General features: G+C 71.8%; 20 protein-coding genes. 13 read left to right on the forward strand and 7 right to left on the reverse strand.

Annotated elements, in window-relative coordinates; translation table 11 throughout:
• The first annotated feature begins 24 nt into the window (after window positions 1-24).
• Window positions 25-447 (forward strand): RidA family protein, encoded by a 423-nt coding sequence (locus EIY87_RS39540; RefSeq protein ID WP_125315102.1) that lies wholly within the window; start codon window positions 25-27, stop codon window positions 445-447.
• Here the strand turns inward: EIY87_RS39540 and EIY87_RS39545 are convergent.
• Window positions 440-1,210 (reverse strand): isocitrate lyase/PEP mutase family protein, encoded by a 771-nt coding sequence (locus tag EIY87_RS39545; protein ID WP_125315103.1) that lies wholly within the window; start codon window positions 1,208-1,210, stop codon window positions 440-442. The two genes, EIY87_RS39540 and EIY87_RS39545, sit on opposite strands and share 8 nt — an antisense overlap.
• 42 nt (window positions 1,211-1,252) lie before the next feature.
• On the opposite strand from EIY87_RS39545, the gene EIY87_RS39550 reads away from it, so the two are divergent.
• The 4 genes from EIY87_RS39550 (at window position 1,253) to EIY87_RS39565 (ending at window position 8,270) form a co-directional block, all read left to right on the forward strand.
• Complete coding sequence (locus EIY87_RS39550; RefSeq protein ID WP_125315558.1) at window positions 1,253-2,197, forward strand: RNA polymerase sigma-70 factor; 945 nt, start codon at window positions 1,253-1,255, stop codon at window positions 2,195-2,197.
• Between the two features lie 83 nt (window positions 2,198-2,280).
• On the forward strand, window positions 2,281-3,480 hold the full coding sequence (locus tag EIY87_RS39555; protein WP_125315104.1) for an NAD(P)/FAD-dependent oxidoreductase: 1,200 nt from the start codon (window positions 2,281-2,283) through the stop codon (window positions 3,478-3,480).
• Between the two features lie 25 nt (window positions 3,481-3,505).
• Window positions 3,506-6,331 carry a PQQ-dependent sugar dehydrogenase gene (locus EIY87_RS39560; protein ID WP_125315105.1) on the forward strand — a complete coding sequence of 942 codons (2,826 nt, stop codon included), beginning with the start codon at window positions 3,506-3,508 and terminating at the stop codon, window positions 6,329-6,331.
• A gap of 418 nt (window positions 6,332-6,749) precedes the next feature.
• Window positions 6,750-8,270 carry an arabinofuranosidase catalytic domain-containing protein gene (locus EIY87_RS39565; protein ID WP_125315106.1) on the forward strand — a complete coding sequence of 507 codons (1,521 nt, stop codon included), beginning with the start codon at window positions 6,750-6,752 and terminating at the stop codon, window positions 8,268-8,270.
• A gap of 46 nt (window positions 8,271-8,316) precedes the next feature.
• Here the strand turns inward: EIY87_RS39565 and EIY87_RS39570 are convergent, their stop codons facing one another.
• Window positions 8,317-9,162 (reverse strand): alpha/beta fold hydrolase, encoded by an 846-nt coding sequence (locus EIY87_RS39570; RefSeq protein ID WP_125315107.1) that lies wholly within the window; start codon window positions 9,160-9,162, stop codon window positions 8,317-8,319.
• Between the two features lie 62 nt (window positions 9,163-9,224).
• Between EIY87_RS39570 and EIY87_RS39575 the strand changes: the two genes are divergently transcribed.
• Entirely contained in the window at window positions 9,225-9,776 is a 552-nt protein-coding gene (locus EIY87_RS39575) for a helix-turn-helix domain-containing protein (protein ID WP_125315108.1), read from the forward strand.
• On the opposite strand, the gene EIY87_RS39580 is transcribed toward EIY87_RS39575, so the two are convergent.
• Window positions 9,747-11,081 carry a glycoside hydrolase family 6 protein gene (locus EIY87_RS39580; protein ID WP_125315559.1) on the reverse strand — a complete coding sequence of 445 codons (1,335 nt, stop codon included), beginning with the start codon at window positions 11,079-11,081 and terminating at the stop codon, window positions 9,747-9,749. The two genes, EIY87_RS39575 and EIY87_RS39580, sit on opposite strands and share 30 nt — an antisense overlap.
• Window positions 11,082-11,353: 272 nt before the next feature.
• Here EIY87_RS39580 and EIY87_RS39585 point away from each other — a divergent pair, with 272 nt between their 5' ends.
• Window positions 11,354-14,035, forward strand: a complete 2,682-nt coding sequence (locus EIY87_RS39585) for a glycoside hydrolase family 9 protein (RefSeq protein ID WP_225440340.1) — start codon at window positions 11,354-11,356, stop codon at window positions 14,033-14,035.
• Window positions 14,036-14,045: 10 nt separating this feature from the next.
• Here EIY87_RS39585 and EIY87_RS39590 read toward each other — a convergent pair whose 3' ends face one another.
• Window positions 14,046-14,642, reverse strand: coding sequence for a gamma carbonic anhydrase family protein (locus tag EIY87_RS39590; protein ID WP_125315109.1), 597 nt, complete (start codon window positions 14,640-14,642; stop codon window positions 14,046-14,048).
• A gap of 316 nt (window positions 14,643-14,958) precedes the next feature.
• The gene (locus EIY87_RS39595; RefSeq protein ID WP_125315110.1) at window positions 14,959-15,849 is read right to left on the reverse strand and encodes a helix-turn-helix transcriptional regulator; all 891 of its coding nucleotides are present in this window, start codon (window positions 15,847-15,849) and stop codon (window positions 14,959-14,961) included.
• 19 nt (window positions 15,850-15,868) lie between these two features.
• Between EIY87_RS39595 and EIY87_RS39600 the strand changes: the two genes are divergently transcribed.
• From EIY87_RS39600 to EIY87_RS39620, 5 genes are read left to right on the forward strand one after another with little or no spacing between them, the layout of a single operon-like run.
• The gene (locus tag EIY87_RS39600; protein ID WP_225440341.1) at window positions 15,869-16,804 is read left to right on the forward strand and encodes an SDR family oxidoreductase; all 936 of its coding nucleotides are present in this window, start codon (window positions 15,869-15,871) and stop codon (window positions 16,802-16,804) included.
• Between the two features lie 42 nt (window positions 16,805-16,846).
• Window positions 16,847-17,272: a hypothetical protein gene (locus EIY87_RS39605; protein WP_225440342.1), complete on the forward strand. Its 426-nt coding sequence runs from the start codon at window positions 16,847-16,849 to the stop codon at window positions 17,270-17,272.
• A complete protein-coding gene (locus tag EIY87_RS39610) occupies window positions 17,269-18,501 on the forward strand; it encodes an NRAMP family divalent metal transporter (RefSeq protein ID WP_125315111.1) in 1,233 nt (410 codons plus the stop codon). Before EIY87_RS39605 ends, EIY87_RS39610 begins: the two co-directional genes overlap by 4 nt.
• Window positions 18,498-18,890, forward strand: a complete 393-nt coding sequence (locus EIY87_RS39615) for a hypothetical protein (protein WP_125315112.1) — start codon at window positions 18,498-18,500, stop codon at window positions 18,888-18,890. The genes EIY87_RS39610 and EIY87_RS39615 overlap by 4 nt, the downstream gene beginning before the upstream one ends.
• Window positions 18,877-19,209, forward strand: a complete 333-nt coding sequence (locus tag EIY87_RS39620) for a hypothetical protein (RefSeq protein ID WP_125315113.1) — start codon at window positions 18,877-18,879, stop codon at window positions 19,207-19,209. Before EIY87_RS39615 ends, EIY87_RS39620 begins: the two co-directional genes overlap by 14 nt.
• 12 nt (window positions 19,210-19,221) lie before the next feature.
• Here EIY87_RS39620 and EIY87_RS39625 read toward each other — a convergent pair whose 3' ends face one another.
• Window positions 19,222-20,397: an MFS transporter gene (locus EIY87_RS39625; protein WP_125315114.1), complete on the reverse strand. Its 1,176-nt coding sequence runs from the start codon at window positions 20,395-20,397 to the stop codon at window positions 19,222-19,224.
• 81 nt (window positions 20,398-20,478) lie between these two features.
• Window positions 20,479-21,909 carry a sialidase family protein gene (locus tag EIY87_RS39630; RefSeq protein WP_125315115.1) on the reverse strand — a complete coding sequence of 477 codons (1,431 nt, stop codon included), beginning with the start codon at window positions 21,907-21,909 and terminating at the stop codon, window positions 20,479-20,481.
• A gap of 316 nt (window positions 21,910-22,225) precedes the next feature.
• Between EIY87_RS39630 and EIY87_RS39635 the strand changes: the two genes are divergently transcribed.
• On the forward strand, window positions 22,226-24,112 hold the full coding sequence (locus EIY87_RS39635; protein WP_125315116.1) for a sialidase family protein: 1,887 nt from the start codon (window positions 22,226-22,228) through the stop codon (window positions 24,110-24,112).
• The last annotated feature ends 22 nt before the right edge of the window (window positions 24,113-24,134 follow it).

Consider the following 24,134-nt stretch of genomic DNA (forward strand, 5'->3'; position numbering starts at 1 on the left):
GTTGAACTAAAAGGAGTGCACGGAATGCCGGTTTCGCTGATCAACCCGGACGGCCACGTGGTGGTCCCCGACTACCACCACGTCGCCGTCGCCACCGGCGGGACGCAGGTCCACCTCGCCGGTCAGGTCGCGTGGGACGAGAACGGCGCGCTGGTCGCGCCCGGCGACCTCGCGGGGCAGGTCGTCCAGGTCTACCGCAATGTCGCCAAATCGCTGGCCGCCGCCGGTGCCACGTTCGCCGACGTCGTGCGCGTCACCTGGTACGCCGCCGGCTGGCGGCGCGAGCAGTACGACGACTTCCGCGCGGGTGTCGAGCGGGCGATGAAGGAACTGGACATCACGGCGACGCCGCCGGCGGCGCTGATCGGCGTCGAGATCCTGTTCGACCCGGAGATCCTGGTCGAAGCCGAGGTCACCGCCGTCGTGGACCGGCCACGGGTCAGTTGAGCTTGCGCGTGTCCGCGGGCAGCCCGCCGCCGGCGTAGACGTCTTCGGCGAGCTTCGCCAGCGCCGTGAGCGCCACGTTCTGGCTCCACGGCCCGTAGGACACGCGCGAGACGCCGAGTTCCTGCGCGCGGGCCAGCGGGATCGACCCGGGGATGCCGATGAGGTTGACCTTGCGCTCGCCGAGTTCGCCGACGAGGCGCGCCACCTGGTCCTCGTCCAGCTTGCCGGGCACGAAGAAGTTGGACGCGCCCGCGTCGAGGTAGGCGCGGCCGCGGGTGAGGGCCTCGGCCATCGCCGTCTCCGGGTCGGTCTTGAGGAAGGCGTCGGTGCGGGCGTTGAGCACGAAGTCGACGCCGGCCGACTCCGCGGCCGCGACGGCGGCTTCGACGGCCTTCACGGCTTCGGCGAGCGGCTTCATCTGGTCCTCGAGGTTGGCGCCGACCGCGCCCACCTCGATGGCCCTCGCCACGGTGCCGCCCGGGTCGCCGTAGCCCGCTTCGAGGTCGGCCGTCACCGGCAGGTCGCCCGCGGTCCGCACGATCAGGGCGACCTCGGCGATCATCTCGTCGCGCGGGATCCGCTCGCCGTCCGGGTAGCCGCGCGAGGCGGCGATGCCGTGGCTGGGGGTCGCGAGGGCCCGGGTGCCCGGCGTCTCGGCGACGACCTTCGCGGTGATCGCGTCCCAGACGTTGACGACGAGCAGCAGTTCGGGTGCGGCGTGCAGCTCTTGCAGGAGGGTGGCCTTCTCGGCGGTCGAGCTCATGCCGTCCAATCTAGAGCGGCGCGCGGTGGTTGGATGGACGCCATGCTGGTGGGTGCGCACGAGGTCGAGGTGTTCGAAGCGGCCCGGCCGCGGCTGGAGGCCATCGCGTACCGGCTGCTGGGGTCCGCGGCCGACGCCGAGGACGCGGTGCAGGACACGTTCCTGCGCTGGCAGGCCGCGGACCGGGAGCACATCGAGACGCCCGAGGCGTGGCTGACGAAGGTGCTCACCAACCTCTGCCTGAACCGGCTCACCTCGGCGCGGGCCCGGCGCGAGACCTACGTCGGCCAGTGGCTGCCCGAGCCGGTCTTCGCCGGCGACCGGATGCTCGGCCCGTCGGAAACCGCCGAGCAGCGCGAGTCCGTCTCGATCGCGGTGCTCACGCTGATGGAACGGCTCACGCCGCAGGAGCGCGCCGTGTACGTGCTGCGCGAGGCGTTCGGTTACGCCCACGGCGAAATCGCCGAGGTGCTCGACCTCACCGAGGCCAACTGCCAGCAGGTCTACCGGCGCGCCAAGCAGCACCTGGCCACCGGGCGGCGCCGGCCGGCGGTCGACGCGGCCGCGGCCCGCAAGGTCGTCGAGGAGTTCCTCGCGGCCGCGCTCAGCGGCAAGACCGACTCGCTGGTGCGGCTGCTGACCGACGACGCGGTCGCGATCGGCGACGGCGGCGGCGTGGTCTTCTCGGTGCCGGAGCCGATCACCGGTGCCCTGCGGGTGGCGAGGTTCCTGCGCACGCTGTTCAAGCCCGCCGACGCCAAGTGGGCGATGATCGGCGGCCGCCCCGAGCTGTTCGCCGCGGTCGCCAACGGCGTGCCCGCGCTGGTCATGGTGGTCGGCGACCGGATCGCCGGCGTCTTCGCGCTGGACGTCACCGACGGCGGCATCGCGGCGGTCCACGCGCAGGCGAACCCCGGCAAGCTCGGCCGCGCGGCGCGCCGGTGGGCGGAATCCACGCAGGGGGAGCCGCTCGCCGGCGACTGGTGACTCAGGTCACACCCGGTACCTGTCAGGTTTCGCGCCGCCATCCGGTTCAGGCGGCGAACACCGAACCGGACAGGAGTGGAACCATGAAGCACCGCATCGTCGTCCTCGGGGCCGGGTACGCCGGAGCCAACGCCGCCGGGCGCCTGGCCAAGCGGCTGCACCCCGCCGACACCGAGATCACCGTCGTCAACGCCGACCCCGAATTCGTCGAGCGCATCCGCCTGCACCAGCTCGCGAGCGGCCAGGACCTCAAGCCCCGCCCGCTGACCGAGGTCTTCGCGGGCACCGGCGTGCGGGTGCGCATCGGCAAAGTCACCGCCGTCGATGCCGAGCGCAAGACCGTCAGCGTCGACGGGGACGGCGAGATCGCCTACGACACGCTCGTCTACGCCCTCGGCAGCACCATCGCCGGCAGCGGGGTGCCCGGCGTCGCCGAGCACGCGCACCACCTCGCGGGCAAGCAGTCCGCGCTGCGGCTGCGGGCGCGCCTGGCAGAACTCGGCGCGGGGGAGACCGTGCTCGTCGTCGGCGGTGGCCTCACGGGGATCGAAGCCGTCACGGAGATCGCCGAAGCCCGGCCGGACCTCGCCGTCTCGTTCGCCGTCCGCGGCGAACTCGGTGCCTGGCTGAGCGAGAAGGCCCGGCGGCACCTGCGCGCGGCTTTCGCTCGGCTCGGCATCGTCGTGCACGAGCACACCGACGTCGTGGGCGTCGGCCCGGCCGCCGCGAGCACCGCGGACGGCCGCGAAATCCCGGCCCGGGTCACGGTCTGGACGGCCGGCTTCGCCGTCCACCCCATCGCCGCGGCCACGACGCTGACGGTCGCCGAGACGGGACAGGTCGTCGTCGACGAGACCCTGCGGTCGGTTTCGCACCCCGACGTCTACGCGGTCGGCGACGCCGCGCTCGCCCCGGGCGCGAACGGCGCGCCGCTGCGGATGTCGTGCGCCTCGGGCGTTCCCTCGGCCCGCCTGGCGGCCGACGTCATCGCCGCCCGGCTGACCGGCCGCGAAGTCCCGCCGAACAAGATCGGCTACACCGCCCAGTGCATCAGCCTCGGCCGCCGCGACGCGGTCGTGCAGTGGGTGACCCCGGACGACCGGCCCAAGCCGTCCGCGGTCACCAGCCGGGCGGCCGCCCGCGTGAAGGAACTGATCTCCCGGAGCGCGGCGTGGAGCATCACCCACCCGACGCCGGCCCCGGTCCGCCGCCGCCGGGTGGCCGGTCACGAAACGGACAACATGCGCGCCCAGGTGCAACCGGAGGCCCTGATCAGGCGATAGAGGACCGTTGGGAAGGGGACCCGATATGGTCTTGAGCAAGCTTCGCACCCTCCGGTACGCCCTGGTGGCGGCGGTACTGACCGGCGCACTCCTGCCCGTCGCGACGGCGGAGGCGGCGACCGCGCTGCCACCGGGGTTCGTGCTGCGGGACACCAGCGCCGGGCTGGGACAGGAACCGCTTACCGACTTCGCGTACCTGCCGGACAACTCGGTGCTGGTTACCGGAAAGAGCGGCAGTGTGCGTTGGTTACCGGCGGACGGGTCGGCGGGAAGGTTGCTGACGAAGCTGCCGGTCCGGACCAATGAGGACCTCGGGCTGGTCGGGCTGGCCGTGGCGCCGGATTACGCGACGTCGCACGCGATCTACCTGACGCGGTCGATCAACCAGACCAGCGGTTTCGTGATGCGGCTGGCGCGGTTCACGGTCACCGTGGACGCGGCGGGCGCGCCGACCGGCCTGGGCGGCGAGCAGTCGTTGTTCGAGGTGCCGGGCATCTTCAACGTCCACGGCATCGACGAGGTGGTCGCGGCGACCGACGGGACGCTGTGGCTGTCCATTGGGGACAGTGGCGACTTCACCAAGATGGATCCGGGCGCGCTGCGGGCGCTGGACGTCAACCAGCCCTACGGCAAGATCTTCCACCTGGCCGCGGACGGCAAGGGTGTGGCGACCAACCCGTACTTCGACGCGGCGAACCCGGGTTCGACGGCGAGCAAGGTGTTCGCGCGCGGCTTCCGCAACCCGTTCCGGTTCAGCATCGACCCGAGCCTGGGCCTGCCGGTCGCCGGTGACGTCGGCTGGACCGCGTGGGAGGAGGTCGACGTCGTGCAGCGCGGCGCGAACCAGGGGTGGCCGTGCTGGGAGGGCAACCACCCGACGCCGGGTTACAGCGGTCTCGCGGAATGCGCCGGCGTGGCGAACCAGCCGCCGGTGTTCGAGTACCAGCACGGCAACGGCGTGATGCAGGGCAACAGCGTCAGCGGCGGGATCGTCTACAACGGATCGAGCTACCCGGCGGCCTACCGTGGTTCGTACTTCTTCGGCGACTACGTGACGCACAAGATCTGGACGATGAAGTACGACGACCAGGGCCGGCTCACGCAGGCCCCGGAGAACCCGCCGGTGTTCACCGACATCGGTGGTCCGGTGAAGTTCGCGGCGGCGCCGAACGGCGACATCGTCTACGCCGACATCCTGTCCGGCAACCTGCGCCGGCTGAGCTATTCGGCGGGCAACACGGCGCCGGTGGCGAACGCGTCGTCGACCACCGACCCGGCCACCCGGACGGTCGCCTTCGACGGTTCGGCGTCGGTGGACTACGACAACGACACGCTGAAGTACGACTGGGACTTCGGGGACGGGACCACCGTCCTCGACGCGGGGCCGGCGGTGTCGCACGCCTACGCCGCGGGCACCGAGGCGTTCACCGCCAGGCTGACGGTCCGGGACCCGCTCGGGGCGACGGGGACGACCACCATCGCGGTCGCGCCCGGCAACCACACCCCGGAGATCACCTTGACCACGCCGGGGGACACGGCGACGTTCGCGGTCAACCAGCAGGTTTCGCTGAGCGCCACCGCGGCCGACGCCGAGGACGGCGCCTTGCCGATCACGTGGACCACCACGGTGCGGCACTGCCCGAGCGAGGCGACGTGCCACTCGCACCCCGGGGCGGGCGGGACCGGGGCGAGCTTCGCGGCGCCGTTCACCGAGCACCCGGACTCGCGAATGGAGTTCACCGCTACGGTGACCGACAGCGCCGGGGTGACCGCGTCGAAGACCTACGTGGCCTGGCCGCGCGAGCACCGGATCACCTTGGTCAGCACGCAACCGGCGGCGCTGGGCATCCCGGTCGAGGGCGGCGTCAGCACGGCGATGGTCGCCGAGGGCGCCACGTTCGACGTCGAAGCCGCCGCGCTGGCGATCGACGGCGTCTCGAAGTTCACCGGCTGGCAAGGCGGCCCGGCGAGCGCCACCTGGGTCGTCACGGTGGGCACAACGGACATGACGCTGACGGCGAACTACGCCACGCCGATCGACCAGCGCTACACCGCCGACCCGGCGCTGCAGGCGAAGCTCGGGGCACCGGCAGGACCCGAAGTCACCGACGGGGGAGTCCACTACCGGGCCTACGCCAACGGACGCCTGTACTGGAGCGCGGTGGGCGGCACCAAGTTCCTCACCGGTCCGGTGCTGGCCAAGTACCTCGCCTTCGGCGGGCACGCCAAGCTCGGCCCGCCGACGACCGACACGACGTCCACTCCGGACGGTGCCGGGCAGTACAACCACTTCGTCAACAACGGGAACGTGGGCTCGATCTACTACACGGCCGCGACGGGCGCGCATGCGCTCTACGGTGAGATCCGGAAGAAGTGGGCGGCGCTGGACTACGAGCGCGGCCTGGGCTACCCGACCACCGACGAATCCGGCACGCCGGATGGTGTCGGCCGCTACAACCACTTCATCAAGGGCGGCAACGTCGGTTCGATCTACTACACGAACGCCACCGGCGCGCACGCGATCTTCGGGGAGATCCGCAAGAAGTGGGCCGCACTGGGCTACGAACGCGGGCTCGGCTACCCGACGACCGACGAAAGCGTGACACCGGACCGGATCGGCCGGTACAACCACTTCAGCCTCGGCCACTCGATCTACTACACGGTGGCGACCGGCGCGCACGCGGTGAAGGGCGAGATCCGCAAGCGCTGGGCGGCGCTCGGGTGGGAGCGGTCGTACCTGCGCTACCCGACGTCGGACGAGTACGTGGTGAACGGGGTGTACCGCAGCGACTTCCAGGGCGGCTACATCACCTTCACCCTCGCGGGCGGAGCCGTCGACCGTCCCTGGTGACCCGAGCGCCTCAGGCCGGCCGCGCGAACCAGCGGCCGGCCTGAGGCAGGGCTCCGGCAAAGTCGCCGGGCGGCCCTGCGGTGTCTTGAATGAGTCATTCAGGACCTCCGAAGACCTGAATGAGTCATTCAAGACGTCGGCGAAGCCGCCGCCGGGCAAGCCGCCGCGACTTTGCCGGGACCCTGCGGCCAGAGGTGTCACGAAGGTGTTCACGTTAACACTTTCGCCGGATCCGCTTGCTGTTTCGACGGGTGCCGGGTTCGAATCCGCCCAGTTCCACGGTGGTGTTCAACCGAGATCGCCCGGGCACTTGGCTGAACATCGGCTGTTAGCGATAACAAAAAGTCCTTGTTGGCACTGTCCGTCGTCGTTATCGTGCTGTCTGTGCTCCCCAGTTCTGCTCGCAAGGAGGCGACGCATGAGCTCTTCGGTCGAGACAGCCACGAGGTTCCAGGTTTTCCGGCACCGCTGGCGAAAGGTGCTCGCGGTCGCGGCGGCCGCGTTGCTCACCGGCGCGGCGCTGACGGTCACGACGGGTACGGCGACCGCCGCCGGCACCGGGCCGTGTGACATCTACGCGTCCGGTGGTACCCCCTGCGTGGCCGCGCACAGCACCACCCGCGCGTTGTTCGGCTCCTACGGCGGGTCGCTCTACCAGGTACGCCGCTGGTCCGACGGCGCCACCGCCAACATCGGCGTGCTCAGTGCCGGCGGTTACGCGAACGCCGCCGCGCAGGACTCGTTCTGCTCGGGCACGTACTGCACGATCGTGCGGATCTACGACCAGACCGCGCGCCACAACGACCTGACCATCGCACCCGGCGGCGGCGCCAACCCGACCGCCGACCAGGGCGCGAACGCCGCGGCCCTGCCGGTGACCGCGGGCGGCCACAAGGTGTACGGCGTCTACATCTCGGCCGGCAACGGCTACCGCAACAACAACACCAACGGCATCGCCACCGGCAGCGCCCCCGAGGGCATGTACATGGTCACCGAGGGCACGCACTTCAACGACCGCTGCTGCTTCGACTACGGCAACGCCGAAACGAACAACAACGACACCGGCAACGGGGACATGGACGCCATCTACTTCGGCACCCTGTGCTGGTTCTCCCCGTGCAGCGGCTCGGCCCCGAAGGTCATGGCCGACCTGGAAAACGGTCTCTTCGCCGGCGGCAACGGTTCGAACACCGCGAACACCGGCCGCGGCAGCGCGTTCGTCACGGCGGTGACCAAGAACAACGGCACCTCGACGTACGCGATCAAGGACGGCAACGCCCAGTCCGGCGGCCTCACGACCCGCTGGAACGGATCCCTGCCGACGCAGGGCGGGTACCAGCCGATGACGAAGCAGGGCGCCATCATCCTCGGCATCGGCGGTGACAACAGCAACGGCTCGGTCGGCTCGTTCTTCGAAGGCGTGATGACCTCGGGCTACCCCTCCGACGCCACGGAGAACTCGGTGCAGGCCAACATCGTTTCGGTCGGCTACACCAAGAGCGTCACGTTCCCGGTCAACGGCGCCAGCTACCGCCTGACGAACCTGGCCGCGGGCAAGGTGCTCGACGCGGCCAACTGCGGCACCGCGAACGGGACCGCGGTCCAGCTGTGGGCCAACCTGAACAACGCCTGCCAGCAGTGGCGCTTCACCAGCGTCGGCGCCAACAAGTGGACCATCACCAACGTCAACGCGGGCACGGTGCTGGACGCGGTCAACTGCGGCGTGGCACTCGGCACCGCCACGAACCTGTGGCAGCCGCTCGGCAACAAGTGCCAGCAGTGGGCGGTGATCCCGGCCGGGAACGGCCGCTACGAACTGGTGGTGGAGAACAGCGGCATGGTCCTCGACGACCAGAACTGCGGCACCGCGAACGGCACGAAGACGCAGATGTGGATGTGGCTCAACAACACCTGCCAGCTCTGGTCGTTCTCGTCGTAGCCCCGCCAGCCGCGGCGCGGTGAGCCTGCCGCGCCGCGGCACCCGGTCAGCCGGCCGGGTGGAGGAGCTGCCGGATCCGGGTGGCCACCAGCTGGGGTTGCTCGGCCTGGATGAAGTGCGCCGAGGCGACTTCCTCGTGGTGCCCGTCGGGCAGGCTGTCCGCGTACCGGCGCTGGTGCTCGCGGGTGGCGGCGTGCTGGCGTTCCCGGCCCTTGGCGGCGTGGGCGGCGGACAGCACGATCGTCGGGCAGTCCGGGAGCCGGGGCGGCCGGGCGCGGAACCGCGGGATGGCCGCGGCCACCGCCCGCATTTCCCGCCGGGTCTGCGCGATCCCGGCGGGGGTGAAGTCCTCGGTGAGCATGGCCTGGTAGGTGTCGGGGGAGAACAGGCGCCGGACGTTGCCGCTGAGCAACCGCGCCAGCGGGCGGGCGCGGCTGAGGGTCTGCGACACGGCCAGCACGCGGTCGACCTTCGCGGTGGTCCGGTCCCAGGTGTCGTACACCGGCGAGGTTTCCGGCAGGGGATCGACCAGCAGCAGCCCGCGCAGCCGGGACCCCAGGCGCTCGGCCGCGCGCCGGGCGACCAGCCCGCCCATGCTGTGCGCGACGAGCACGAACCCGCCCGGGACGACGGCCTCGGTCAGCGCGACCAGGTCGGCCGCCAGGTCGTCCACGCCGACCTGCTCGCTCGTGCGTCCGCTGAGCGCGCGTCCGGCCCGGTCGTAGGTCACCGACCGGGCCGTGCCGGCCAGCTCCGGCAGCACCGGGTCCCAGCACGTCCGGCCGCAGCCGCCACCCGCCTCGAAGACCACCCAGTCCGGTCCCCGGCCGGATTCCTCGACGTAGACGGTTCGACCGGCGGTGGGCACCTGCCGCCCGTGGGCAGTTCGCATGGCTCCTCCACGACCTACGTTTTCAATGATGAGAATGGTATCTCATGTGAAATAGTGGGGTCGTGGACACCGTCGACCTGCTCCTGCACCCCGTTCGCCTGCGCATCGTGCACGCCCTGTCCGGCGGGGGAGAGCTCACCACCGCGCAGGTGTGCGCCCGCCTGCCCGACGTCGCGAAGGTGACCGTGTACCGGCAGATCGCCCTGCTCGTCGAGGGCGGGTTCCTGGAGGTGGCGGGCGAGCGCCGGGTGCGGGGAGCCGTGGAGCGCCGGTACCGGCTGCGGCAGGACCGGCCGGTGATCGGCGCCGACGAGGCCGCGGAGATGGGGCCGGACGAGCACCGCCGCGGGTTCGCGGTCGCCGCGGCGGTGCTGATCGCCGAGTTCAACGCCTACCTCGACCGCGACGGTGCCGACCCGGTCGCGGACGGGGTGTCCTACCGGCAGGGCGTGCTCTGGCTCAGCCCGGGCGAACGCGCCGAGCTGGCCCGCCGGATGGTCGCCGTCCTGCGCGACTTCGCTACCGACGGGCCGGGGCCCGGCCGGGTGCCCTACCTGCTCAGCCCGATCCTCTTCCCCTCGGCCTCAGCAGGCGACACCGTTCAGCGTGGGTGACTGGAAGGGTGGCGTGCTGCCGCTGTAGCCGGCGTTGTACCCGATCGTCGCGGTCGCGCCCGTGGCGAGGCTGCCGTTCCACGCCGCGTTGTCGACCTTGACGACGTCGCCGGTGTCGGTCCAGGTGCCGTTCCAGCCCTGGTTGACGGTGACGCCGGGCGCGGTGAAGGTGAGCGTCCAGGTGCTGACCGCCGCGCCGCGGTTCTCGATGACGATTTCGCCGGTGTAGCCGCCCGTCCAGGCGCTGACCACCCGGTGCGTGACGTGGCAGGTGCCGGACGGCTGCGGGGTCGTGGTGGTCGGCGTCGTCGGCGTGGTCGGGGTCGTCGGGGTGGTGCTGGTGCCGGGGGTCGTGGTCTGCACCGGGCCGGCCGCGATGGCGAGGTCGTAGGCCCGCTGCGGCACGAACTGGCCGGCGGCGGCGATGCAGCCGTCCGCCTCGCCCGGCGGCTTGACCCAGAGGAACGCGGCGATCTGGCCGTCACCGGTCTGGTCGGTGCTCGCCTTGCCGATCGCGCGCCCGCCCGGGTCGCACCACTCGCTGCCCTGCGGGCCGTTGCCGTTGCGGCTGGTGTCGATCACGCCCTTCAGCCGCGAGTCGCCGAGCTGGCCGAGGATCGCCTTGTCGTAGGACACCTCGTCGGACGTCGCGCGGTAGTTGGACACGTTGGTGGAGATGCCGTCGGCGCTGTTCGAGATGTCGGCGGCGCGCAGCCGCGCGGCGGCGTCGCCCGGGGACAGCCACGCGGAGTGCCCGATGTCGAAGTACACCTTGGCCTGGCTCGAGCCGGCCTTGAGCTTCTTGCCCGCGTAGGCGATCGACGCCGTGGTCTGGCTTTGCTGGTCGCCGCTCTGGCAGTTCGTCATGAGCGCGAGCACGTCGGGTTCGAGCACGATGGCCGCGGGACGGCCCGCCAGGCCCGCCGAGACCTGGTCGATCCACGCGCGGTACGCGTCGTGGGACGGCGCGCCGCCGCCGCTCGCCCCGCCGCAGTCGCGGTTCGGGATGTCGTAGACGACCATGATCGGGATCTTCCCGGCGGCGGCCGCCGCGCCGACGTAGGAGTCCACTTCGCCGCGCACGGTCGAGGTGTTCGTGGTGGTGAACCACCGCGCCTGCGGCACCGCGGCGACGCGGTCGCGGATGACCGCGGTCCGCGAGTCGCCGGGGTTCGCCGCGACCCACTTCGCCGCGTTGGTGTTCGGGTCGACGTAGAACGCCGATTCGGCGGCGTGCGCGTCACCCCACGTGAGCGTGGTGAGGACGCCGGTCGTGACCAGCGCGGCGAGTGCGCCGGCTGCCACTGCCCTGCTTCGCATGCACTTCTCCTTCGGACGGCCAGGTGGCATGGCACCACCGGTTCACGAATGGGAGCGCTCCCAGGCGACGAGGACTTTAGCCGGGGAAACGCCCGCGGGGAAGAGCCGCTCACCCGGCCCGTCGAACCGGGGCGGCTGCGGCGGTTGGCGTACCGGGGTGCCGCCGAACCGGTCAGCGCGGGCCCGAGTGCTTTACACCGTGGATCCGGCTCCTTACCCTTCCGCTCTGGAAGCGCTCCCATCGACGAGGAGGCGGAGTGCGCGGTTCACTGGCGAACGCGATGTCCCGAGCGGTCGTGGCACTGCTCGTACTGGGCTCGATGGTGGTGGCTCCGGCGGTGTCCGCGAGCCCCGCCGCGGCCGGGAAGTTCAACTACGGCGAGGCCCTGCAGAAGGCCGTCTGGTTCTACGACGCCCAGCGCTCCGGCGCGCTGCCCGCGGACAACCGCGTGTCCTGGCGGGGCCCGTCCGCCCTCGCCGACGGCAAGGACGTCGGCGTGGACCTCACCGGCGGGTTCTACGACGCGGGCGACCACGTCAAGTTCGGCCTGCCGTTCGAGTTCAGCATGACCATGCTCGCCTGGGGCGCGCTGGAGAACCGCGCCGCCTACCAGGGTTCCGGCCAGTGGCGGTACCTGCTTTCGAACCTGCGCTGGGGCGACGACTGGCTGGTCAAGGCGCACCCGCAGCCCGACGTGCTCTACGGCCAGGTCGGCAAGGGCGACGACGACCACAAGTGGTGGGGCCCGGCCGAGGCGATGACCATGGCGCGGCCCGCCTACCGCGTCGACGACTCCTGCCCCGGCTCCGACCTCGCCGGCGAAGGCGCCGCGCAGCTGGCCGCGAGCTCGCTGGTGTTCAAGGCCGACGACCCCACCTACGCGGCCGCCCTGCTCACCCACGCCAAGCAGCTGTACTCGTTCGCCGACAACCACCGCGGCGCGTACTCGAACTGCATCACCGACGCGCAGAACTTCTACAAGTCCTGGAGCGGCTACCAGGACGAGCTGGTGTGGGGCGCGATCTGGCTCTACAAGGCCACCGGCGACGCGACTTACCTGACCAAGGCCCGCGCCGAGTACGAAAAGCTGGCCACCGAACCGCAGACCACCACCCGGTCCTACCGCTGGACGCTCGCCTGGGACGACAAGTCCTACGGCGCCTACGTCCTGCTCGCCCAGCTCACCGGCGACGCCGAGTACGTCGCCGACGCCAACCGCTGGCTGGACTGGTGGACCACCGGCGTCAACGGCCAGCGCGTGCCGTATTCGCCCGGCGGTCAAGCCGTGCTCGACCAGTGGGGCTCGTTGCGGTACGCGGCGAACACCGCGTTCGTGGCACTGACCTATTCGGACTGGTTGAAGGCGAGCGATCCCACCCGTGCCGCGACGTACCACAACTTCGGTGTCCGGCAGATCGACTACGCGCTCGGTGACAACCCGCGCGGCGCGAGCTTCGAGGTCGGGTTCGGGGTCAACCCGCCCCGCAACCCGCACCACCGCACCGCGCACGGCTCCTGGGACGACAACATCACCAATCCGGCGCAGAGCCGGCACGTCCTGTACGGCGCACTCGTCGGCGGCCCGTCTTCGGCCAACGACGCGTACACCGACGATCGCAGCAACTACACGATGAACGAGGTGGCGCTCGACTACAACGCCGGCTTCACCAGCGCGTTGGCCCGCCTCTACGGCGAGTACGGCGGCGCCCCGCTGGCGAGCTTCCCGCCGGCCGAAACCCCGGACGGCCCGGAAATCCTGGCGCAGGGCGGGCTGAACCAGCCCGACGGCGGCACCTTCACCGAAGTCAAGGCGTACGTGCTCAACAAGTCGGCGTGGCCGGCGCGCACCTTCACCGGGTCGCTGCGCTACTACTTCACCCTCGACGGCGCCACCACGCCCGCCCAGATCTCGGTCACCTCGGCGTACAACCAGTGCGACGCGCCTTCCGTGCACCAGTTCTCCGGGCAGGTGTACTACGTCGAGGTGGCGTGCTCCGGCGGCGTCGCGCCGGGCGGGCAGTCCCGCTACCGCAAGGAAGTGCAGTTCCGGATCTCCAGCACGGGAACCTGGGATCCCGCCAACGACTGGTCGCACACCGGCCTCGCGCCCAGCGGGACCGCGCCGGTGGACGCCCCGCGGCTGGTGCTCGCGCAGGGTTCCGCGGTGCTGTGGGGAACCGAGCCGGGACCGTCCACAGCGGACACCACGCCGCCGTCCGCGCCGACGGGGATCACCGCGACCGCCGGCAGCACGACCGTCGGGCTCAGCTGGACCGCTGCCACCGACGACGTCGGTGTAGCCGCTTACGACGTGCTGAACGCGGCCGGGACGGTGGTGGGCAGCACGACGAGCACGAGCTACCAGGTCACCGGCCTCACCCCCGGCACCGCGTACACGTTCTCGGTGCGCGCCCGCGACGCGGCCGGCAACCGGTCCCCGGCCGGCGGCCCGGTGTCGGTCACCACCACGACCGGCGGCGGGGATCCCGGTACCGGCTCGCTGGCCGTGCAGCAGCGTGGCGGCGGCGCGACGGACAACCAGATCCGCACCAGCCTGCAGATCCTCAACCGGGGCAGCACGCCCGTCGCCCTGACCGGGGTCACCGCGCGCTACTGGTTCACCGGCGACGCCGCCAACCCGGGCTACCAGATCTGGTGCGACTACGCGGTTCTCGGCTGCGCCAACGTCACCGTTCGCGTCGTGAAGCTCGCCTCGCCGCGCCCCGGCGCGGACGCCTACGTCGAACTCGGCTTCACCGGCGGCTCCCTGGCCGCCGGCGCCGGCACCGGCGAGGTCCAGATCCGGGTCGCCAAGGCCGACTGGTCCGCCTTCACCCAGTCCGACGACTACAGCTTCCGCGCGGCGACGTCGTTCAGCGACCTCGCCACGACCACCGCGTACCAGTCCGGAACCCTGAGCTGGGGCATCGAACCCTGAGCCCGGCGGGTCAGTCCTCCAGAGTCCGATCGTCCCGGTGGGCGCCGTAGAACCGCGCCTGCCGGGACATGACCTCGCGCATCGGCGTCCCCCTCGGCACGCCGTACACGGTGCCCGGGAAGTCCAAAGTGGCCTGCAGCTCCCAGAGTTCGTCGTGCCGGTCGGGGGAGAACAGCTCGGCCGGATCCCCGGCGGCGATCCAGCCGATGGGGAGGACCGCGCCGGGCGCGAGCCGCGAATTGACGTGCAGCACGCTGTTGATCCGCAACTCGGCACCGGCGCTGGCGACCGACCCCGGGAACAGCGACGCACCGGTCGCCACGAAGACCTCGTCCTCGACGGTGGCGCCGTTGACGTGGGTGTGCGGCCCGACCAGCACCGCGTCCCCGAGCGCCACCGGATGCCCGGCGCGGCCGCGGACCAGCGCGTGTTCCATGACCACGACGTCCGCCCCGGTGCGGATCTCGCCGTCTTCCGCGGTGAGCACCGCGCCGTGCAGCACCCGGGCCCGCTCGCCGAGCACGACCGCGCCGCACAGCACCGCGGACGGCGCGACGTAGGCCGATTCGGGTACCACGGGCCGGTGTCCCCGATGTTCGATCAGCATGCTCCGACGGTAACCCGGTCAGCCGGGTCCGGGCAGGGGCTCGGCATAGCCGCGCCGGATGGGCTTGCGGTGTCTTGAATGAGTCATTCAGGACCCCCGAAGACAGGGCCCCGGCAAAGTCGCCGGGGGCCGACCGCTCTGTCTGAACCGCCCGGCGCCGGCCGCAGCGAGTGGCGCCGGGCGGCCTGCGGTGTCTTGAATGAGTCATTCAGGACCCCCGAAGACCTGAATGACTCATTCAAGACGTCGGCGAAGCCGCCGCCGGGCGAACCGCCGCGACTTTGCCGGGACCCTGACCTCCGAAGACCTGAATGAGTCATTCAGGACGCTGGAAATGCTGTCGCCGAGCAAGCCGCGGCACCTCTGCCGGGACCTGACGTCCGGGGGACAGGACCCGCGTGCCGATCGCCGCCAGGAAGTCCAGTTTGTCGCGGGCGTCCGTGCCCGGCCGGGGCGTGTAGACCACGACCCGCAGGTTCGAGCCCTGCGTGGTGAGCACGTCGGAGTCCAGCTCGACCGGGCCGGCTTCCGGGTGCTCGATCACCTTGTGCCCGCTCTGGTGCTCGGCGACCGCCGCGGCCGCCCACAGCTCCCGAAAGCGGGGTGCCCGCCGCAGCCTCGCGATCAGCGCATCGACGTCGGGGTCGGTGGGGTAGCGGCTGGTCGTGGCGCGCAGGTCCGCCACCAGGGACTCCTCGAACGCGGCCCGCTCGCCGGGGCCGAACCGCACCGGGCTGGGCAGGCCCTCGAACTGCATGAGCAGCAGGTTGCGGTGGTCTTCGCCGATCGCCGTGGGGTCGCCGAAGGTCGCGGCGAACAACGGGTTCCAGTGCAGCAGCTGCCAGGTGGCGTCGTACACGGCGAGCGGGTGGGTCTCGAGCCGGTCCAGCAGGCGGCGGACGCTGCCGGGGATCAGCCGGGGCACGCGGTGCGGGCCGGCCGCGTGCCCGGCCAGCCGCATGAGGTGCGCGAACTCCGCGTCCGAGAGCTGCAGCGCCCGCCCCAGCGCGGTGCAGACCTGCGCGGACGGCTTCACCGCGCGTCCTTGCTCGAGCCGGACGACGTACTCGATCGAGATGCCGGCGAGCACGGCCAGCTCCTCGCGGCGGAGTCCCGGGGCCCGGCGGGGTGCCTTGTGCGGGATGCCCGCACTCGCCGGGTCGAGGCGGTCGCGCCACGTCCGCAGGGCCCGGCCGAGATCGTCCATGCGGTCATTGTGCGCCCGCGTGCCCGGTTCGTGGTGGTACTCGCGGTACCAGGACCTGCCGTGGCTGTTCGGCGCGGGCGCCGCGGCGGACGGTGGTCCCATGAACGCGACGAACTCCAGCACCCCGGCCGAACTCGTGGTCGTCACCGGCGCGAGCACCGGCATCGGCCGGGCGAGCGCGCGGCGCCTGGCCGCCGACGGCTTCCACGTCCTCGCCGGCGTCCGCACCGAAGCGGCCGCCGCGGAGGTGAAGGCCGGGCGCGTCGAACCGGTCCTGCTCGACATCACCGACGAAGGCCAGGTGGCCGCGCTCGCGGACCGGGTCGGCGCCGACCGCCGCCCGCTGCGCGCGGTGGTCAACAACGCCGGGATCGCGGTGAACGCCCCGATCGAGGCGCTGCCGCTGCCCGAATGGCGCCGCCAGTTCGACGTCTCGGTGTTCGGTCAGGTGGCGGTCATCCAGGCGCTCCTGCCCGCTCTCCTGCGGAGCGGGGGCCGCGTCGTGAACATCGGGTCCACCGGCGGGAAGGTCGCCATGCCGGGCTTCGGCGCCTACTCCGGCGCGAAGTTCGCGATGGAGGCCATCAGCGACTCGCTGCGCCGCGAGGTGGAGCCGTTCGGTGTTTCGGTCGCCGTGATCGTCCCGGGGGCCGTCCGGACGCGGCTGACCGAACGCGGGGGAGCGACGGCGGCGCGGCTGGCCGAGGCCATGACCCCGGAGCAGCGCACCCGCTACGCCGGGCTCATGACGGCGTTCCGCGCCACCACGGAGTCCTGGGGGACCGGCGGGCTGGACGCGAGCGTCGTCGCCGCCGCCGTCTCGAAGGCGATCCACGAGCGGAAGCCGCGCACCCGCTACGCCGTCGGCCGCGACGCGGCGGTCATGACGCGGCTGACCCACCTAGTCTCGGATCGCCTGCTCGACCGGATGGTGCGCCGCACGATGGGGCTGTGACCCCGCGTCGTTTAAGCGGCCGCCAGGCGGGTATCCAAGAACGTGCTCCATGTCCGGCAAGCCCGCCGCCGGGTGCTGGGTGTCCTCGCCGCGGCGGCCTTCGTGACCGCCGCCTGCGGCTCGGACTCCCAGGCGGAGACCGTGCACGCCGGTCGCGAGATCCGCGGGCAGCTCGAACTGCTGCGGCTCGTCGTGACCGCCGACCGCGGCTCCGTGCCGCCGTCGCCGAGCCTGTCGGTCACCGTCCGCGACACCATCGACGAACTCGGCTCGGTGGGCAAGGACGTCGGCAAGCTGCCCGACGACCGGGTCCGCGCGGCGTTCACCTCGATCACCGACCGCGCCGTCGGGGTCGCGCACCAGCTGGACGACGGCATCGGGGACGGGACCGACGACGGGCTCGACCGGATCGACGCCCAGCTCCAAGGCCTCGTCGCCGAGCTCGGCCGGTGGGGCGTGACCGCATGAGCAAGAAGTTCCTCGCCATCACCCTCGGCATCCTCACCGCGGTCGGCGGCTTCGTCGACATCGGGGACCTCGTCGAAAGCGGGGTCGTCGGCGCCCGCTACGGCATGGCGCTGGTCTGGGTGACGGCGCTCGGCGTGCTCGGCATCTGCGTGTACGCCGACATGTCCGGCCGGATCGTCGCCGTGACCGGCCGCCCGGTGTTCGACCTGATCCGCGAACGGCTGGGGCCGCGCACGGCGCTGGTCAACCTCGCCGGCTCGTTCCTCATCACGCTGCTGACGGTGGCCGCGGAGATCGGCGGCGTCGCGCTCACCATCGAGCTCGCGTCCGGAGTGGACCGGCTGATCTGGGTGCTGCCGATCGGGGTGCTGATCTGGCTCGTGATCTGGCGGGTCGGGTTCGAGCGGATGGAAACCGCTTTCGGGCTCGGCGGTCTGGCCATCGCCGTGTTCGCCGTCGCCGTGTTCTTCCTGCACCCCGACTGGTCTTCGCTCGGCGCGCAGATCGCCGGGTTCGGCCCGCCGCCGGACCAGGCGCTGCCGACCTACGCCTACCACGCCGTGGCGCTGTTCGCGTCGGCGATGACGCCGTACGAGGTCTTCTTCTTCACCTCCGGCGGCGTCGAAGAAGGCTGGACGGTCAAGGACCTCCCGGTCCAGCGCGCCAACGTGCTGCTGGGCTTCCCGCTCGGCGGCCTGCTCGCCCTCGCCGTGATGGCCTGCTCCGCCGTGGTGCTGTTCCCGGCGGGCGTCGACGTCAGCCAGGTCAGCCAGATCGTGCTGCCGGTGACGCTCGCGCTGGGCACCGCGGGACTGGTGGTCGTCCTGATCGGGATCTTCGCCGCCACCTTCGGCGCGGCACTGGAGACCGGGCTGTCGTCGGGGTACATGCTGGCGCAGTACTTCGGCTGGGAGTGGGGCAAGCGCCGCCGCCCGCGCGACGCGGCCCGCTTCCACGTCACGGTCGGCGTCGGGTTGCTGCTCGGGGTGCTCGTGGTGCAGACCGGGATCGACCCGGTCGGCCTGACCGAGTACTCGCTGATCTTCTCCGCGGTCGCGCTGCCGCTGACCTACCTGCCGGTGCTCATCGTCGCCAACGACCGGGAGTACCTCGGCGAGCACGCCAACGGGCGCTTCAGCAACACCGTCGGCGTCGGCATGCTCGTCGTCATCGCCCTCGCCGCCGTCGCGGCGATCCCCCTGATGATCTTCACCGGAGCCGGCCAATGACCCCCTGGGACGACCAGTACCCGATCGACCTGTCCGACGCCGTGCTCGACCGGCAGATCGTCGGCGAAGACGGCACCGTGGTCGGCAAGGTCGACGACGTCGAACTGCGGGCGCACGGCGACGGCACCTACGTCGTCGACGCCCTGCTCGTCGGTCCCGAAGCGCTCGCCGACCGCATCGGCGGACCGATGGGGAAGCTGCTGCGCCGCATCGGCCGGGGGTTCCGGGCCCAAGCCCCGCAACGCATCCCGATGAACGCGATCCGCCGCGCCGAGCCGACGATCGTCGTGACGGACGCCGTCGCGCACGCCACGGACAGCCCGTCCCAGGACTGGCTCCGCCGCACGGTCATCGACCGGATCCCGGGAGCGGGCCGTGCGAGCCGGTGAGCTGATCGGCCGTCCGGTCCGCGACCCCGCCGGCCGCGACCTCGGCGCGATCCGCGACATCCGGGTCCGGGCCACCCCCGGTCGCGACGGAATCCAGCAGCTGGTGGTGCGCGGAGTGATCGTCGGCCGGACCCCGGTGCGGCTGTTCGGCTACCAGCGCCACGACCAGCGCGGGCCCGCCCCGCTGGTCGCCCTCATCCGGTGGCTGCACCGGCACACCCGCTACGTCGCCTGGGAAGACGTCGACCTGTCCGGCCCCGAAGCGCGGATCCGGCGGCCGTTCGCCGAGCTGACCCCGCTGCACGAGGCCACGGACTGAGGCTGGTCCCGGTCAGGCCGGCCGCCGGCCCCAGGTGGCACCCAAGAGCACCAGCGCGGCGCCCTGGACGGCGGCGACGGTGACGATCAGCATGGGAACGGACTGCTCGTAGAGGGCGCCGGTGAGAGCGCCGCCGCCCAGGGTCGCGACGCCCAGGACGCCCGCGAAGACGCCGTACGCGGTGGCTCGGCGCGGGCTCGGGACGAGGTCGGCGACGACGGCGCGGAGGGTGGATTCCTGGACGCCGACCGCGGCGCCCCACAGCAGCGAGCCGAGGACGACCGGCCAGACGGCGTCGGTGAACGCGAGCAGCGGCACCCCCGCGGCCAGCAGCGGCAGGCTCACCAGGGCGCGCGGCCCGGCGCGGTCGTAGAGCCAGCCGGTCGCCAGCGCGGCGAGCGCGTCGGCGACCATCGCCGCGGCGTAGAGCACCGGGACCAGCGCGGGGGACAGGAGGTGCCGCTCGACGACGTGGAACGAGAGCACCCCGAAGGTGGCGAACCCGGCCATCGTGGTGGCGGTGAAGCCCGCGTACACCCAGAACGCACGCGGCAGGCGCGCCGGGTTTTCCGTTGTGTGGTCCCGTTTCGGAGCGGCGGCGGTTTCGTACGAAGCCGGGTCCGGTACGCGGGCGCGAAGCCACAGCAACACGGCGAGCGCCGCCACCCCGGGGACGGCGAGCACGCCCAGCGCCACGCCGTAGCCGCCGCCGGCCGCGAGGAGCGCGGCCACGGTGAGCGGGCCGATCAGGGCGCCGACCTGGTCCATCGCCTCGTGGACGGCGAACCCGCGGCCGCGGCCGGTGACGGCGGTGGCGTGCGAGAGCAAGGTGTCCTTCGCCGGGGACCGCACGGCCTTGCCGACCCGCTCGGCGATGACCAGGGCGCAGGCCACCCAGAGGACGCCGGTGAGGCCGAGCAGCGGCACGCTGGCGGCGGTCAGGGCGTAGCCGCCGATCGTGAGGCCCCAGAACCGCCGGGTGCGGTCGGCCAGCGGCCCGGACACCAGGCGCAGCCCGAGCGCCGCGGCTTCACCCGCTCCGGTGACCACGCCGACGACCGCCGCCGAGGCACCCAGCCCGGCCAGCAGCGGCCCGGTGATCGACCGGGCGCCTTCGTAGACGAAGTCCATCAGCAGGCTGACCGTGCCGAAGGCGACCACGAACCGCCACGGGGAAAGCCCGAGCATCGGCACCTCCGGTCACTCCCTCGAGAGGACCCTAACCGCGAGCCGGCCGGACGACGAGATCGCCCGGCCGGCTCGCCGTCGTCAGAAGGCGGTCACCACGGAACGCGCGGACGCCACCTGCGGTGCCGGGGTGTCGGCGGCCCGGCGGGCGCCGCCGGTCAGGGGCAGGCCGCCGGTCGGGGCGAACATGCCCATGGTGAACGTCGACCCGCTCGGGGCCGCGGCGATCGGCACGATCGGGAACGCGTTGCCGCCGGCCCGCACCGAGGTGGAGATGTAGTCGCCGAACATCCGGCCCTGGGAGGTGTTCGGTATCCACGACAGGCTCATCGGCCCGGCCACCTGGGTGGCGGTGCCCCAGCTGGTGCCGCCGTTGGTGGAGGAGATGAAGCCGACGTCGAGCCGGCAGGTCGCCGCCGTGCAGTTCGCGGCGGGGTAGAAGTAGTACGTCAGGCCGATCCGGGCGCCGGCGCCGGAGGTCGACGGGTCGACGCCGATGCCGGGCACGAAGTGGTCGGCGGTGCTGGTCGTGGCGTCGATCGGGACACGCGCCGGAGCCGTCCAGGTGGTGCCGTTGGCGGACTTGCTCAGCACGATGTCGTTGCTGGGGCAGCCGGAGCGGAACCGGCAGTCCGACCACACGACGTAGACGGTGCCCGAGCTGTCGATTTCCGCGCTGGGCAACGCTTCTTCGCGCAGACCGCCGGCGGCGTCGTGGTGGCTGATCGAGGCGACGGCAGTGGTGGAGGACCAGCTCCCGCCGCCGTTGGTGGAGCGGAAGCTGCGGATCTGGTCGTTGAGCGACAGGTAGGGGACCACGACCGTGCCGTTGGGTTGCACGACGGGCTGGCCGCCGAGCCCGGTGTGCGCGCCGGCCGGGGCACGGGCCGGGCCCCAGGTCAGGCCACCGTCGCTGGACGTGCGCATCCGGATCGAATCGCCGGAGCTGGTGATGTCGTACTGCGTGTAGCAGTTGCCGAAGAACGGGCTGCTCGCCGTGTTGTCGCAGACGATCCAGTTCTTGTCCAGCGAACCCGTCGCCGTGGTGACCGGGTTGCCGAAGGTCTTGCCGCCGTCGGTCGAGCGGCTGGTGAACACCGGGGTACCGCTGGGGCAGTTGACGCCGAGGGAGGAGATCAGCCAGACGTTGTGCTTGGCGTCGAAGGCGACGGCGGCGTCGCTGATCTGGCCGCAGGGGCCGCCGGTGTTCGCGGTGGTGCCGGGCAGGAAGCCGGACGTCCAGGTGGCGCCGCCGTCGGTGGAAGTGGCGAAACCGATGTCGGACGAGCCGCCGCCGAAGACGCGGCCGACCTGGAAGGCGGAGACGATCGTCGAGCCGAACGCGAACGTGTCGGGCTCGACCTCGGTTCTGTGCTGGGCTTGCGCGTCGGTGAACGGATCGGAACTGACCTGGGTCACGGCGACGTTCGCGGCCGCGGACGTCGCGGCGACCAGGAGCCCGCCGGTCACGAGGGCCGGCAGGAGGACGGCGAGTTTTCGGGGTAGCGGCATGTCGTGTTCACCTTCTCCGTCGAGGTGAGGCACTGAGGCGAGCGGCGGGGTGGCCGCCGCGGGCCACGGGCGACTGTCGATCCAGCCACCGAGGACCGGGTGCCGTAAAGGGGTCTCCACCGATCCAGACCCGTTCGGGGGCGCCCGAACGGCCGAAGAATTGGCCGTGCGCTTACCTGGTCCCGAATGGACAGTCGACAAAACCGGTAACGCCCCGGTGGTCCGGAGCGACCATTTCTGCGGCGGCCAAGGCGCGGTGTTTTCCGGGTGGCTGGCCGCAAACCGGAAATACCGGTCAAATTGAGGGAGTACGCCCGTGTCGCGTCCCCGCACCATCTCCGCGATCAGTGTGACGATCCTGAGCACCGCCGCGCTCGGCGTGTTCGCCGTCAACCCGGCGACCGCGCAGCCGTTCGGCTACCACCAGCTCAACCCCGTGCAGCAGCGCCACGTCTCCGGGCTGCTGTCCACCGTCCTCAACGGCGAAGACCCGGCGAACGCCGCCCGAGCGCTGGCGCCGAACCGGGCCACGCCCTCGGCCGCCGCGCCGTGCGCCAACCGCTTCGGCGCGAACGTGAAGGTCAACCAGAACTGCCTGAACCTCACCGACCCGGACCTGCAGGGCCGGGCCCAGGCCCAGAACGAGACCTGGGCCGCCGCCGATCCGAACAACCCGGACCACGTCATCGCCACCTACAACGACTACCGCCGCGGCGACGGCACCTGCGGCGTCAGCTACTCCCTCGACGGCGCCCGGACCTGGGCCGACGCGACCACGCCCAACGGCTTCAGCCGCGGTACCGACTTCGGCGGCGCACCACGGGAGTACTGGCAGTCCGGCGGCGACACCTCGGTGGCGTGGGACTCCCGCGGCAACGCCTACCTGTCGTGCCAGGTGTTCAACCGCGGCAGCGCCGTCTCGGCGAACCCCGACCAGTCCAGCGCGTTCCTGGTCTTCCGCTCGACCGGTACCAACGGCGCGTCCTGGAACTTCCCCGGCCGTCCCGTCACCACCCACGACGACACCGCGGGCGCCGGGAACTTCCTGCTGGACAAGCAGCTCCTGACCGTCGACAACAACCCGCGAAGCCCGTTCCGCGACCGCGTCTACGTTTCCTGGACGACATTCGCCGACGACGGAACCGGCTACATCTACGAGGCCTATTCGGCCGACTACGGCGAAACGTTCTCCGCGCCGGTGCTGGTCAGCGCCGACACCGCGTTGTGCGCCGACGCGCTCGGGTTCCCGACACCGCGGGGGAGGTGCAACCAGAACCAGGATTCGCAGCCGTTCGTCGGCCCGGACGGCGCGTTGTACGTGGTGTTCAACAACTTCAACAACGCACTCGCGAACCCGGCCGACAACCACAACCAGGTCCTGCTGGCCCGCTCGGCCGACGGCGGCGGGAGCTTCTCGGCGCCGGTGCTGGTCGGCAACTACCACGAGCTGCCCGACTGCGCGACCTACCAGAACGGCCAGGACCCCGGCCGCGCCTGCGTTCCCGAGAAGGGGGCGTCGGCCAACTCGGTGTTCCGGGCGAGCAACTACCCGGTCGGCGGCGTCGACCCGCGCAACCCGCGCCGCATCCTGGTGACCTACGGCTCCTACATCAGCCGGAACTCGAACGAAGCCACCGGCTGCACCCCGACCGGGTTCAGCCCCGCCAGCGGCATCAACACCTACACCGGCGTGAAGAACGGCACCTGCAACAACGACATCGTCCTGTCGGCTTCGGCGAACGCCGGTGCCTCGTTCGCCGGCGGCACCACCGACGTCCGGCAGCTGCCGGTGGTCACCACCGCGCCCGGCCAGGCCCGGACCGACCAGTTCTGGCAGGGCGCCGCGTTCGGCCCCGACGGCACCTTCGCGGTGAGCTACTACGACCGCCAGTACGGCGCCGACGAGACCACCGGCTTCTCCGACATCACGGTGTCGGCCGGCTTCACCCAGACCCGGGCGACGTCGGGCAGCATGCCGCCGCCGACGCAGTTCGCCGGGACGTTCTACGGCGACTACGCCGGGATCGCCGTCACGGCCCGCGCCGCCTACCCGGTCTGGTCGGACACCCGCCCGCCGGACCTGTTCCGGTGCCCCGGCACCGGCACCCCCGGCACGCCGCCCGCCACCTGCCAGGCCGGCGCGCCGAACGCGTCGATCGCCAACGACGAGGACGCCTACACGACCGCCGCCGCCCTCCGCTGACGCGGCCTTCGGGAGGGCCATC

The sequence above is a fragment of the Amycolatopsis eburnea genome, assembly GCF_003937945.1.
Taxonomy (GTDB): domain Bacteria; phylum Actinomycetota; class Actinomycetes; order Mycobacteriales; family Pseudonocardiaceae; genus Amycolatopsis; species Amycolatopsis eburnea.